This is a genomic window from Paraglaciecola arctica (assembly GCF_018861065.1).
GTDB classification, from domain to species: domain Bacteria; phylum Pseudomonadota; class Gammaproteobacteria; order Enterobacterales; family Alteromonadaceae; genus Paraglaciecola; species Paraglaciecola arctica_B.
The window spans coordinates 379535-392973 of record NZ_JAHKQO010000036.1 but is presented as its reverse complement, the minus strand read 5'-3'; the positions used below and the strand labels follow the sequence as shown (position 1 = coordinate 392973).

Here is a 13439-nt window from a genome sequence, read left to right as displayed (position 1 = left end):
TCTCTTTGTTTATTTAAGAATTAAGGTTTTGATACTCGTTGTATCGATTTTTGTTGTTGCTCATATAACGGCGACATTAATTGTGCCCAGCTAAACCATGGGCAATAAACACTTAGCTGAGCGACTGACTTTGTTGGGCATCTTGTTGCTTAAGTACTTTATGTCCATCTTCTGTCACGCCGTTTTTCCAATAACTACTGATGTAGATAAGTTGGCGATCGACTTGTTTATCATCTTGAAAATAACTCCTTAGTTCGCGCATGGCATCAAATTCACAGGCTGTCCAAATAGAGGTAATACCGTCTAACCAAGCCAGTGATTTCACTTTAGTTGCTAATGATTCTTGCTGAGTTAGCCAAATGAGTTGCACATTTTGTGGTGCTTCAATTGGTTGAATATCGCTTTTGCTCGTGACCTGTATGACTGCATAACCTCTGGCGGTAACAGGTAACTGACGAATTTTGGCTGACAGTGCCGGTAGTGCTGTCATATCGGCCACCAGCAAGAACCAATTTGCTTGTGTATTGATTGCTTTGATACTGCCCGGACCGGCAACGTTTATTGTGTCACCCATTTGCGCAGTGATAGCCCAGCGTGTGGCAAAACTACTGCTTAAGTCGTTGCTAAGGTGACGAACAAAGTCCACTTCAATGGTGCACTTTGCCCTTGAAAAACGTCTTATGGTATAGGTTCGCATCACTGGCCGTTGGCCTTGCTCCACTAGATTTAGATCCGTGCCGCCTGCTTGATTGAATAGAAACTTGATGTAACTGCCTTCACAATCTTCAGGAAAGTTAGCAAGCTCCTCGCCCTTCAGTACCAAGCGCTGCATATTTGGAGTGACCTGTACTGAGGTGACAACGGTTAACTGTACTGGCGCTGGTTTTTTCATAAAGTTCTCCCAATAATATGAATGAATAGATCGTTGAGGTAAGCACGGGTACTTAAATCATGTTTTCAAGAATCTAAAAGTTGACACGAATACCCACAGACACTTCATTAGTGGATAGGTCTTCTATCGTGAAACCATCAGTAAACGAGTCTTGACCAGTTTGCACATCGCCGAATGAGGCATATTGGTACTCTGCATAAACAGAGGTCGTTTCGTTTACTTGGTAATGACCACCAAAGCCAACATTCCATGAAAACTCAGTAGAATCATCGTCTGTGTAAGCGTCGTAAAAACCATCAGTGGCGCCATCAAAGGCATCAAATGCAGCCACACCGGTGCCGCCTAATTTGGCAGAATAGCTGTTATCTGAAATCCCTACACCCGCTTTGATGTAGGGTGTAAAAGCGGTGCTATTCTGAAAGTCATAAAAACCTTCAAGAGTAAGTGTGGTGCTTTGTATTTCACCATCGAGGATATATTCTTCGCCGTCTCGTGCTCCGGTTCCTAACAAGGTTTCATCAAAGCTACTTTCGCGATAACCAAGGCGAGCTTCTACACGAAATTGTGGGTTAATCACGTAACCCAAACCTATGCTACCCACTGTGCCGTCACCTGCATCAAATTCAGCGGGAAAATCAGCATCAACTGCAATGTTATTGCCTATGGCTTGTGAATCATTGATTTGTTGACTAACTCCTAGTTGGGCGCTGCCGTAAAACCCTTCTGCTTGGGCCAAAGAAGGCGCGGTGAGTACTAAGGCGATACTTAAAGATAATGTGTTTTTAATGTTGTTCATGATTGGTCCTGTTGTGTTTTTTTACTGGGTTTTGTTGAGTTCGCAGTGATCATATCTCTTCACTATTAATCTGAATATATGCAATAATTTGATTTTATAAATCCGAAAAACAGAACAATGATTAATCACTTACGGCATATGGCAGTGTTTGCACGGGTAGTAGATGAAGGTTCTTTTCGCCGAGCAGCGAAAACCTTAGACATAGCGCCATCTCGCACTAGCCAGACTGTGGCAGATCTTGAACAGTATTTAGGGGTGACCTTGTTATACAGAACCACCCGCAAACTGGTGCTGACTAATGAGGGGCGCAAGTTTTATGCTCATGCCTTAGAAATAGTCAGAAATGCAGAAGCGGGAGTAAATGAGTTAAATGCCTTGTCGCAACAACATATTGGTGCGTTGCGGGTGTCGCTGCCGGTATTTCTTACCTCCTCTAATATTTCAAGTGCCATTGCTGAGTTTGCCAAGCAATACCCTAAAGTCTCGTTATCTTTGACCTTTTCCGATCACATAGTCGATATTTTGAATGAAGGCATAGACATGAGTATTAGGGTGGGCTGGCTGCAAGACAGCACTATGATGGCCCGAAAGTTATACGAAGGTCAGCGACTACTGGTGGCTAGCAAAACATACATGGCCACCAGAGACACACCTACCCATCCTACTGATTTACTGGATTGGGATTGGATAAAGTTTGATATACGTTCTAATTCAGTGGAGTTTGAGTCATCTAGCGGTGAAAAAATTTCAATCACTGAAAATTCGAATCTGACTGTGAATAGTGCCGATGCGTTGTCGCACTTTGCTAAGCAAGGCATGGGCTTAGCCTATGTGCCTGAACATATTGTTGCTGATGATATTAAAACCGGTGACTTAGTTCATGTGTTACCAGATTGGAAATTAAAACCTTTAGGCTACTACGCTGTTTGGCCTAATAAGTCACGACGGGAAAACCTGACGTTACTTTTGGTGAGGTTTTTAGCGGAGCGATGTGCTAGTTAAACGGTGGTTTAAACATGGTGCTGATTGCCTTGTTTATAGAAATAGCTTTGTGTAGGTTAGTTAGCGAGCTTTCTTCGCCAAATGGCCTTAGGATTAAATACCTCTATCAACAAACAAGGCAAAAAGCTCAAGGTCAGTAACATCGAGGCCAATAAACCAAACAATACCACTATGCCTATTCCGCGATATAGCTCTGTACCGGCTCCGGGTATAAATACTAAAGGTGCCAAGCCTAAAATGGTGGTAGCAGTCGACATTAAAATAGGCCGTAAGCGTGTGGCAACGGCTTCTTGTACGGCATGCAAAATCGGTAAATTGTGTACATGTAAGTTTCGTCTTGTTTGCTCCACTATCAAAATCGGGTTGTTCACCACCGTACCCAGTAAAATCACAAAACCTAACATAGTGATCATATCTAAGGCTTGATGGCCGGTATCAAAACCTATAACAGCCAATAATGCTCCCACATTGTTACTCGCCACTAAGCCCACTAATCCACCCGCAATACCTAGCGGCACTGTGGTTAAAATTAGTAATGGATAACCCCAGTGGGAAAATATCATCACTAACAACAGGTATATTAGGATCAAGGCCACCATAAAGTTACTCAACAGTGCGCTGCGAGTGGCTGCCAAATCATCTGCTGCACCTGTGATATTAATCGCCACGCGGGTAGGTAACTCGCCGTTCGCTTTAAGTGCAGGGATCAACTCCATGCGCACTTTATCCACAGCGGTTTCTAGGGCAATATCGTCAGCCGGAATAATATACACAGACACAGTACGTTGACCATTAACTCGGCGTAGCTCTTCGCTATCGACAGTTTCGCGCAGTTCAGCTAATGCCGACAAAGGTAACACTTGGCCGCTAGGCGCACGAATAGGCACTTGAGCTAAACTGTTAAGTTGTTGGTTGTTACCTGCGGTGCTAAACAAAAACATATCTACCTTGTCGTCACCATCGATAAACTCGCCAACAAAGGCCCCGTCGCTATAAGCTGCTACGGTAAAACCAAAATCAGCAGGGTCAAATCCTAGTTCGGCTAACCGCTCCCATTTAGGGTGAATTTCAATTAAAGGTTGATCTAATGACAGTGTAGCCGGTGAAGAATCAATTCTCGGCTCTACAAATACAGTCTTGGCGCGACTCATTACATGGCGTGCGGTATTGTATAAATCGGCTAAATCAGGCCCGGTAATGCTTAGCTCCACAGCCCGCGTACCACCTTGATTACTGGATATAATTGAGCCTCGTGAAGAAAAGGCGCGCATGCCAGGATATTGTTCGAACAAATTAACAATGGCCGCCATCATTAAATCAATATTTTGGTTATTAGTGGGTTCGCTCATTACCCATACTTGCCCAGCGCTAACGCGCAACAAATAGTACTTTAAGGGCGGTAATAAATGTTCGCTAGGGTCATATTCGTCATCGCTTAGTGCTTTAGCACGGTCTAACTCTAAGCGCACTTCATCGCCGATACGCTGCATTTCTTCAATGTTATAACCAGGCGGTGCCACCATTTTACTAAAAGCCTTTGGCTCTTCCCCTTCGGGCAAGTATTCTGCGGCAGGCATTAATATTATGGCTAAACCTAAGCTCACAAATAAGCTGACCAACATAGTTACATAACGCCGTTTAGCCGTGTGACAAATCCAACGGGTTAAACCTAAAATGCCGGCCTTGTTATTGGTTTTTTCTCGCTTAACCACTCGGCCACCAATGGCTGCACTGGCCGCCGGTACAATAAACAAAGCGAACAACATAGAAGCAATAATCGACGCAGAAATAGCCAAGGCGATATCTGAATAAAGCTGCCCTGCTTCTTCATCGATAAACAACACAGGAGAAAATACCAATACAGTGGTTGAGCTAGAAGCCAGTACCGCGCTCCACACATCACGCACCCCAGCCACTGCGGCTTTGTAGCGTTCGAGGCCACGACGCTTGGCCTGTTCGATACTTTCTAACACCACTATGCTGTTATCAACCGTCATGCCAATAGCAAAGGCAATACCTGCCAAAGAGATCACATTAATAGTGCGATCAAAAGTCGCGAGTCCAATAAATGAGGCAATAGTACAAACCGGAATACCCATCAAACAAATTAAGGTGGCGCGTCCAGAGCGTAAAAACAAATACATCACTATGGTGGCCAGTAATGCACCTAAACATAAGTTAGTAAACACATTGCTTACCGACGACTCAACATAGCGCACATCGTCGCCAATCATATAAATACGCATGCCATTAGGCTCTAACAAATCGACTTTTATTTTTTCGATTTCTGCCAGCATAGCGCGCTTAATATCGATAACATTAGAGCCTTGTTCACGTTTTACCGACATTGTAAAAGCCGGTTCACCATTCACATAAGCCACACCACGTTTTTCATAGTGATCTAGACGAATTTCCGCCACATCCCCGAGGCGAATATTACTGCCATTTCGGTGGGCAAGTATCAGCGTTTTTAAGTCGTCGACTTCTGCAAAACGCCCTTTGGTACGCAATAAATAACGGCGTTTGCCATCGTTAATGTCGCCAGCGGATATGTCACGGTTACGGGCCCGAATAGCGGTATTTACGTCATTAATACTAATATTTCGTTGGGCTAAACGGGCGGGATCAACATGGATTTGAATTTGCCTTAGGGTGCCATTCATGTTCACTTGCGACACACCTGCCACTCGCTCCATCCGTGGCCGCACATTGTCATCAATAAAGTCGCTGATCATGTCCATGTCGAGTTGGTGTGGATTACCCAACTTAGGAAACACCGCAAAATACATAAAGGCATTTTCTGAAAAGGACTCACTAAATAAGCGAGGTTGGTCGACGTTTTCTGGGTAATTAGGCACTTGGCTTAAGGCATTTGAAACTCGAATCAGCGCTTCGTTAGCATCCACCCCAAAAGGGAATTCAAGCTCAATCACCGCTTCGCCCATTTTCGCGAAAGACTCCATACGGCTTAGATTGGGTAACGAACGTAAATAGCGCTCTTGCTCAAGTAAGATTTCTTTTTCAATATCTTGTGGTGTGGCCCCAGGCCAACCGGTTTCAATACTGATTATGCGTGTTTCAAGGTTGGGGATCATTTGTACTGGCATGCGCTGGGCGGCCACTATGCCCAAAATACAAATAATGAGTACGACTACACTTAACAGTCGCCCCTGACTGACTGCTTTATCGATCATGGTGTTAGGCTCGACTTGTTGGTGATAGTGACCGCACTGCCTTCGCTTAATAATTCATTACCGCGGATCACCACTTGCTCTCCAGGCTCTAACCCTTCTTCAACTAAATAACCGTCTTGGCCGGCGGGCCCTAGGGTGACTCTGCGCCGTTTTGCGATGCCGTCTTTTACGATAAATGCCGTGTAGTTGCCATCGGCATTGCGAAGTAGCGCGTCACGAGGAAGGACCACCGCGATTTTAGAATGTTCAAATACGAAGTGGGCTTGGGCCGATGTACCGGGCAATAGAGCCGACGAACTTTGCTGGCTTGCCAAGCGCAATAAGAAACTCCGTGACCCATCCCCTACTGGTACTAAAGTATCGATGCGCCCTGCAATTTTAAGCGTAGGTTGGGTATCGGGTTGTATCTGCACCGACTGTATATTTTCAATATTAGCTAACTGCTCTTGGGGTAAACGCACATCTAGGCGCACATTATCTAGTGACACTAAAGTAAACACTTGATCTCCCTCTGATAGCCATTGGCCAAGATCTGTCCAGCGAGCACTTACCACCCCAGCAAAGGGCGCGTAAAGTTTATGATAGGCTAATCGTGTTTTAGCAATTTGCGCATCGGCCTTGGCCTGTTCTAATTGTGCTTTAGCGATAGTGAGGTTGCTTTCTCGTAAACTGATTTCACTTTGGGTTACATGTTTTTGCTGCTTTAAACGCAAGCCCTCATTTAACACTCGTTGCGCTTCTTTAACGGTAACTTGTGCTGCCGCTACCTGAGCGAGAGCACCTAAGTGCAGCTGTTTAGCCAGCACATCATCTAGCTCAAGTAATAAATCACCTGCTTTTACTTGGCTGCCCACATCCACATGTAGCTTAGTCACTAAGGCCTCGGTGGCCACCGACAATTCGGCTTGGTGTAGTGGATTGATGGTGCCACTGAGTACCAACTCAGTAGTTAACGCAGTACTTTTTAGTTTTTGGGTGACCACCCGAATATCAGGCGATTGAGCGTGTAATTGCAGTGAGACTATACACGTCACTACACATAGATAAAATTGCCGTTGAATAGTCAAGATCGTTTCCCTACCGCACATAAAGTTAAAAAATGATTATCATTTATATACGATTGAGAATCAATTTCATTACTAGGGTGTTGTGTAAAAATTAGTGCAAACGCGCCTAACTAGTTATGTCATCCCTGGAACAGATATAGAGCGGGATTTGTCTGGGCGTTCTTTTGCCGATTCGCCAGAATGGACTGGAAACATCGCCCTAGAGTATGAGTTTGATTCTGGACTATTTGCTAATCTCAATGCTAATTACCAAAATTCTTCGATAGCTTATTTGGATAATGAACGTTCGTCAGGTAGAGCGGATTTTGATCCAAAGAATGACGGTAGACTGCTTATTAACGCCCAAGTAGGCTACGATTTTGGTTCGTATTTAGTTAGATTTGACGTACGAAACTTATTGGATGAACAATACATTAACCGCTACTTGTTAGATATTGAAAACCCAACCAGTTCCTATGGTCAACATCAATTAGACCGTTCACGCCAAATTAGTTTGTCTTTGCAAGCTCATTTTTAAGATGCAAACAAACGAGTGCCGATTTAGGTCGGCTCTTGTTATTTCGAATCTGGCTAAGAGAATTGCTAATTGAATTGGCTTAGTAAGCTAATTAATCAATGTGAAATATTTATTGATAATCATTATCGTTTGCGTTAACTTGGTTTTGTCAAGTTAATTGGTCTTTTCTTGACGTCGCTCTAGGGTAGGTATTCTCCGAGGGGTACCTACCCAATTCTATCACTCCACAGATTAAGTTCACTTAATTCAAATCAACGCTAACAAAAAAACTCAGCTAGGTTCAAACTGGCACAGCAGCTGGAGAGTCTGAACTTAAATACTTTAAAGCTTAAACTCATCGCTACCCAAATAACAATTTCGCTGACGGTCAGCTTTGCCATCGGCAATGTTAAATTTAGCGAGAGTTTTAGCTTGTTCGCTCGTATAGGTTTTAGGGAGCCGTAAATGTAACAATTGTAAAAGTACTATTTTTTTCAATGAATATAAATGAGAATTGTTCTCATTAACGAGTTGAAAAATTATAGGAGCTTTTCTTGAAAAAACGAGTCTTTATTGGTGCAGTTTGTACTTTCGCAAGCGCACTGTCATATGCCGATACCCAAACAGCAGACGATACTTCGACAGTAGAGAAAATTACTGTGGTAGGCGCTGCCACTAATTTAAGTATTACAGCTGAAGATATTGAACAATACCAAGCAAACGATCTTGCAGATATTTTTAGACATTCTCCATCGGTGAGTGTGGGTGGTTCGGTAGGCGTTGCGCAAAAAATATATGTGCGTGGTTTAGAAGATTCATTTTTAAATGTAACAGTTGATGGCGCCCAGCAAACCTCTACGCTGTTTCATCATATCGGTCGTGTGACCATTGATCCTGATTTGTTACAACAAATTGATGTTCAAGCCGGTGCGGGTGAAGCAACAAGTGGTCCGGGTGCGATAGGAGGTTCGATTCGATTTAAAACCAAAGATGCTGAAGATTTGCTACAACAAGACGAACGTTTTGGTGGAAGTGTTAAAGCAAACTATTTTTCAAATGACGCCACTCGTTTTAGTGGCAGCCTCTACGGCAAATTGAGTGACACTTGGGGTGTTTTAGGTTACTTCAGCACAATTGATCGTGACAACATGGAAGATGGCGATGGCAATGAAATCTACGGTACTGCTGCCGACCAAGACATGTTATTTGTGAAAGCCAGTGGCGAAATTGCCACTAATCATTTTTTATCATTAAGTGTTGAGCAGCGTGAAGAAGAGGGTGAGTTTTCGGCGCGACCTAATTGGGTGGTGCTCGAAGGTGCTGCACTTTATCCAAGCGAAGCACAGCGTGATACTTACGTTGCAAATTATCGTTTTGCCCACAGTGCCTTTGTGGATATTGAAGCTACCGCTTATCAAACCACATCATCGTTTCGAGGTGGACGTTTCGATTGGTTGGCCGACATAGATACCTTTGGTTTTGACTTGCGTAACACCAGTGAAACGGCGCAACACAAATTCGTTTACGGTGTTGATTACCGCAGTGACGAAGTGATTAGTGGTCCTGCTGCGGGTGTAACTGAAAATGCCGAAGAAGGCAGCGTAATGGGTATTTATGCTCAAGGATACAGCGACCTGACCGCTGATTTATTATTAAGTTATGGGGTGCGTTATGACGACTACGATTTTCAACAAAGAATCTTGCTTGAGGAGTATTACGGTGAGCCTGTCACTGATGTTGCCTCGTCGTTACAGGATTCAGAAGTTAGCTTAAATCTAGGTCTTGCCTATGACTTAAGTGACGCATGGACTCTGAGTTTAGGATACGCAGAAGCAGCCAGAGGCAAACAAATTGGCGACGGTTTTACTATCGATGGTTACCTTTATGATGGCTCTGATATTCCTGTTGTGGCAGAAGATCTAGTACCAGAAACCGTTCAAAATATTGAAGCGTCGATTGAATACAATGCTAACAACCTAAATGCCAGATTAAGTGTTTATGATTCCTCCCTTGAAGATGTGATTTTTGAAGGGTACGAGGGCAACTCAGTCTTTAATAATATCGGATCCCTTGATACCAGTGGTATTGAATTTGACTTAGCTTACAGCTGGAAAGCGTTAGATTTATTCTTAGGTTTTTCAAATGCAGATACAGAGTTAAAACCAAGAGATGGCCTGTATAGCGTTGACTATTCAAGTATCGATATTAATGGTTATGAATTTGTTGGCTTAGGCAATAGCCGAGGAAATACATGGGTAGTTGGTGCGGATTATGCGATTCACACTGACGCCAATATAGGAATAAGTGTGACTAAAGTCGACGCTATTGATATTGATACATTGCATCAAGCGGTGGATTTAGGCTGGACCGATGGGTTATACCGTTTAAATAAGCCCAGTTACACCACAGTTGATATTTATGGTGAATGGCAAGTCAGTAACAGTATTCTCGCTAACTTAGCTATCACTAATGTATTGAATGAGCAGTACATAGACCATTCTAGTGTGGGCGATTATAGCGAAGTGTTTGCCACTGTGGTTGGCCCGCAAGAAGCGGGTAGAGATATTAGGTTGTCTGTGTCGTATCAATTTTAACGCTGGATAGTTAATATCTATGAGTGTTCAATTGTTTAAAAAGTGGGTCTTTTGGGCCCACCTTGTTATCGGCCTAATCGCGGGTGTATTTGTATTTTTTATGTCTTTTAGCGGGGTGTTACTCACTTATGAAAGGCAAATAAAAGAACTCAGTGAAATGCGCTATTCGGTGCAGCCTAAGCCGTCATCGCAGCGTATTACTACTGATCGAGTTGTTGACATCCTCCAGCAGCTAAAACCTGATGAGCATCATATCTATGTGCGCTGGGTTAATCGTGAGGGAGCGGCTGTGCCTGCTTGGGCCGGCAGATATAGTTATTTATTACACCCTTACACCGGTGAGGTGCTGCGGGAAGGGGAGGGTATGGCAGCTGAATTTTTTCATGTTGTAACGGATTTTCATCGCTACTTGCTGCTAGAAGGTGGCAACCGCTCCATAGGAAAAAACATTACAGCCTACGCCAATCTTGTTTTTATCTTCTTGTTAGTCAGTGGTTTATATTTATGGTTACCTAGGCGTTTTAGCTTAAAAGCATTCAAACAATACTTAACCTTTCCAAGTCGCTATATCAATGTTCATCATCGCAATAGACAATGGCACTTAGTGTTTGGGGTTTGGTGTTTGCCGGTGTTATTTGTGATTGCTATCACTGCGACCATTTTTCATTTTTCTTGGGCTAATGTTGCCTTGTATGGCGCATTTGGCGAAAGTGTACCCAAGCCAGAAAAACATGAAGAAGTGCTAAATCTAAACGCTGATATTATCCCCTACGAAACCTTATTCAAACAGGCTAAGTTGCAGGCTAACAACAATGGCTATGAAGATTGGTATTCGATGTGGTTAGAAATTGGAGAGCATAAGAATGAAGCGCGTTTTTATATCGACAAAAGTATCGGGCGTAGACAAGAATTAGCTTACTCGTTATTTTTTGATACTCACACTGGTAAGCAGACTAAAGTGTTGCGCAAATCTGACTGGTCCAAAGGAGGACAAGCATGGGGAACTGCTCGGTTCTTACATACAGGTGAATACTTTGGATTCGTTGGGCAAACCATTGCAGGTTTAGCTTCATTGTTAGCTTGTATCTTAGTGTATACCGGTGTTGTGCTTGCGTGGCGGCGCTTGGTTTTTCTGCCTTTGCAGCAAAGAGCGGAAAATAACGGGTGATTTTCCGCTTTGTCTAACGCCAGGGTTCAATTACAGCGGAAGTTCAATGACTACTTGTAACCCTGATACGTGGCCCGTTTCAGTGTAATAGTTGTTCGCTATGATCGTGCCACCTACAGCAGCGATTTGCCTATGTGCTAGAGCTAAGCCTAGGCCAAAACCGCTATTGATTGGGTTACTGGTATGGTTTTTACTAGCGGTTCTTGCCTTATCAACACGAAAGAACGGTTTGAATATATCAATAAGCATACCTTCTGGCACACCAGGCCCTTGGTCACAAATCAGCAGGCGGTAGACCTTATCATCGCAGTTGAGTGATACTTCTACTTGTCCATCAATAGGTGTGAACCGCAGAGCATTTCGAACAATATTTTCTATTGCTTGCCCAAGAGCCTGTTGACTGCTGTCGACCATTACTTCTTGTTCTGGAAGCTGAGCTTTGAGGGTACGTTCAGGATATTCAAAACGCGCGTCTTCGCAAATGACTTGGATTAATTCGACCAAATCAAAATGCTCACTTTTCAGATTTGGAGATTCGGTAGTGAGCCAGGCTAATGTCAAGGTATCTTCAACTAGGTTGCGCATTGTGGTGGCTTCATAACGCAGTCGTTGTAACGCTTGTTTGGGGTTGATTTGTTGCTCAACAAAGTCTACCGCCATGTCAATACGGGTTAAGGGAGTTCGAAGTTCATGAGACAAATCAGCAAGCATTTGTCTTTGATTATAGATAAGCTGACTGATGCGTTCTGCCATCCGATCAAAGGTAATCGCTAGGCGTGTTAATTCGTCATTTCGATCCTGTAAAGAGGGGGTAACCCTTACATCAAGTTTACCTTCGCTAAATGATTTAGTGGCATTTTCGAGTCTACGTAATGGGGTCATCACATGCTGATAAATGACAAAGCTTAAGATACATAACAACACAAAGGGTAAGGCGATTTGTAGCAGAACCTTTGCATAAATAAGCAATGCTCCTGGGCGCATGCGTTGTGGTAACTGAATGATTAAATGGGTAGACCGGTCAGAAAAGGGGATTTCCATGGTAGGGTTGGTTTCAAAATATAGGTGAATTTTCCATTCAACACTTCTTCCTAAAAGGAATTTTTCAAGATAGTCATTGGGAAGCGTTGTGCCAGCAAAAGGAGTGAGTTGTGAAGTGACCACTGCAGCCCATGTATTCTCCTTGCGCTGAAGTTGTTGTAACCAAGTTGCTAGTGCGGCTTCACCATGCTGATGTAATATTTGTTCTGCCTGTTCACCATAACCAAGTAGCTGTTGTTGATGTTCTTTAGAGATAAAACTCATGCTAGTTTCGGTGTGATCCGTTAACCAACTCAAGGCCCAAAATAGTAAAACCGTGCCGCACGCTATAAATACACACAGGCGCAAAAATAGTTTGTTTTTCATATAAACCGGTAACCCTTACCATGGATAGTTGCTAAGCGTTCTGGTGGCATTCCTGAATCCACCAACTTTTTGCGTACCCGGCTCATATGCATATCTAAACTGCGGTCATATCGGCTAAAAGGCCTATCCAATACACTTTGATATAAAAAAGCTTTGCTCAAAATATCTTGCTGATTTTCGAGCATTATCCATAACAACCTAAATTGAATAGGGGTGAGCTCTACTTCGTTTTTATTGAAAAAGACTTGCTGATTTCTGCGATTGAGTTGCAGTTTATCGACTGTAAGTTGATTTGCGGGGGTATGTGGCTTTGCGTGATGCTGAGTACGCCGCAACAGTGCTTCGACACGTAACATCATTTCAGTGAAGTTAAAGGGCTTAGGTAAATAATCATCAGCGCCTTTACGGTATCCTTCGATACGTTCCCGCTCTGCGCCGCTAGCTGTAATCATCATTACAGGAGTATTTTTAACTTTCCTTAATTGATTCAGAACCGAAAAACCATTTATTGATGGTAACAGTAAATCTAACAAAATAAGGTCAAAGCGTTGTTGTATAGCGGTGAGCAGTCCCTTTTGTCCATCAAGACACTGCTGTGTCTTAAAACCATTTTTTTGAAGAAGTTGAGCGACTTGATCACTTAGGACAGTATCATCTTCAATAATTAAAATACGAGCGTGAGACATAAGCTAAGTGGTGAGATAAGAATGACTATCAATGTTATTGATAATCATTCTTATTTGCAAGTTAATTGACTACACATTCAAGCAACGGACTGATCTACATTATCCCTAGTTTTTTGCTTTGTCTCCCTAACTACTGA

Annotated in this window: 10 protein-coding genes; 4 read left to right on the top strand and 6 right to left on the bottom strand. The window is 43.2% G+C overall.

All coding sequences use genetic code 11. The annotated features are described in order from the left end of the window. Positions 1 to 112 precede the first annotated feature (112 nt). Complete coding sequence (locus tag KO534_RS14985; RefSeq protein ID WP_215930469.1) at positions 113 to 892, bottom strand: siderophore-interacting protein; 780 nt, start codon at positions 890 to 892, stop codon at positions 113 to 115. A 73-nt stretch (positions 893 to 965) separates the two neighbouring features. Beyond that, entirely contained in the window at positions 966 to 1688 is a 723-nt protein-coding gene (locus tag KO534_RS14980; RefSeq protein WP_215930468.1) for an outer membrane protein, read from the bottom strand. A gap of 117 nt (positions 1689 to 1805) precedes the next feature. On the opposite strand from KO534_RS14980, the gene KO534_RS14975 reads away from it, so the two are divergent. Continuing rightward, complete coding sequence (locus KO534_RS14975; RefSeq protein ID WP_215930467.1) at positions 1806 to 2690, top strand: LysR family transcriptional regulator; 885 nt, start codon at positions 1806 to 1808, stop codon at positions 2688 to 2690. A 56-nt stretch (positions 2691 to 2746) separates the two neighbouring features. Here the strand turns inward: KO534_RS14975 and KO534_RS14970 are convergent, their stop codons facing one another. Continuing rightward, positions 2747 to 5884: an efflux RND transporter permease subunit gene (locus tag KO534_RS14970; protein WP_215930466.1), complete on the bottom strand. Its 3138-nt coding sequence runs from the start codon at positions 5882 to 5884 to the stop codon at positions 2747 to 2749. Continuing rightward, the gene (locus tag KO534_RS14965; protein ID WP_215930465.1) at positions 5881 to 6951 is read right to left on the bottom strand and encodes an efflux RND transporter periplasmic adaptor subunit; all 1071 of its coding nucleotides are present in this window, start codon (positions 6949 to 6951) and stop codon (positions 5881 to 5883) included. Before KO534_RS14965 ends, KO534_RS14970 begins: the two co-directional genes overlap by 4 nt. A 94-nt stretch (positions 6952 to 7045) precedes the next feature. Between KO534_RS14965 and KO534_RS14960 the strand changes: the two genes are divergently transcribed. The 3 genes from KO534_RS14960 (at position 7046) to KO534_RS14950 (ending at position 11209) form a co-directional block, all read left to right on the top strand. Then, positions 7046 to 7468 (top strand): TonB-dependent receptor domain-containing protein, encoded by a 423-nt coding sequence (locus KO534_RS14960; RefSeq protein WP_215930464.1) that lies wholly within the window; start codon positions 7046 to 7048, stop codon positions 7466 to 7468. A 533-nt stretch (positions 7469 to 8001) separates the two neighbouring features. Continuing rightward, complete coding sequence (locus tag KO534_RS14955; protein ID WP_215930463.1) at positions 8002 to 10041, top strand: TonB-dependent receptor plug domain-containing protein; 2040 nt, start codon at positions 8002 to 8004, stop codon at positions 10039 to 10041. 19 nt (positions 10042 to 10060) lie between these two features. Further along, the gene (locus KO534_RS14950) at positions 10061 to 11209 is read left to right on the top strand and encodes a PepSY-associated TM helix domain-containing protein (protein ID WP_215930462.1); all 1149 of its coding nucleotides are present in this window, start codon (positions 10061 to 10063) and stop codon (positions 11207 to 11209) included. Between the two features lie 30 nt (positions 11210 to 11239). On the opposite strand, the gene KO534_RS14945 is transcribed toward KO534_RS14950, so the two are convergent. Both KO534_RS14945 and KO534_RS14940 read right to left on the bottom strand, forming a co-directional pair. Further along, positions 11240 to 12616 (bottom strand): sensor histidine kinase, encoded by a 1377-nt coding sequence (locus KO534_RS14945; protein WP_215930461.1) that lies wholly within the window; start codon positions 12614 to 12616, stop codon positions 11240 to 11242. Beyond that, positions 12613 to 13302, bottom strand: coding sequence for a response regulator transcription factor (locus KO534_RS14940; RefSeq protein ID WP_215930460.1), 690 nt, complete (start codon positions 13300 to 13302; stop codon positions 12613 to 12615). The genes KO534_RS14945 and KO534_RS14940 overlap by 4 nt, the downstream gene beginning before the upstream one ends. Between the last annotated feature and the right edge of the window lie 137 nt (positions 13303 to 13439).

Coding starts and splice junctions, on each gene's coding strand:
- KO534_RS14985 (WP_215930469.1), bottom strand. CDS start 892: ATGAAAAAACCAGCGCCAGTACAGTTAACCGTTGTCACCTCAGTACAG.
- KO534_RS14980 (WP_215930468.1), bottom strand. CDS start 1,688: ATGAACAACATTAAAAACACATTATCTTTAAGTATCGCCTTAGTACTC.
- KO534_RS14975 (WP_215930467.1), top strand. CDS start 1,806: ATGATTAATCACTTACGGCATATGGCAGTGTTTGCACGGGTAGTAGAT.
- KO534_RS14970 (WP_215930466.1), bottom strand. CDS start 5,884: ATGATCGATAAAGCAGTCAGTCAGGGGCGACTGTTAAGTGTAGTCGTA.
- KO534_RS14950 (WP_215930462.1), top strand. CDS start 10,061: ATGAGTGTTCAATTGTTTAAAAAGTGGGTCTTTTGGGCCCACCTTGTT.
- KO534_RS14945 (WP_215930461.1), bottom strand. CDS start 12,616: ATGAAAAACAAACTATTTTTGCGCCTGTGTGTATTTATAGCGTGCGGC.
- KO534_RS14940 (WP_215930460.1), bottom strand. CDS start 13,302: ATGTCTCACGCTCGTATTTTAATTATTGAAGATGATACTGTCCTAAGT.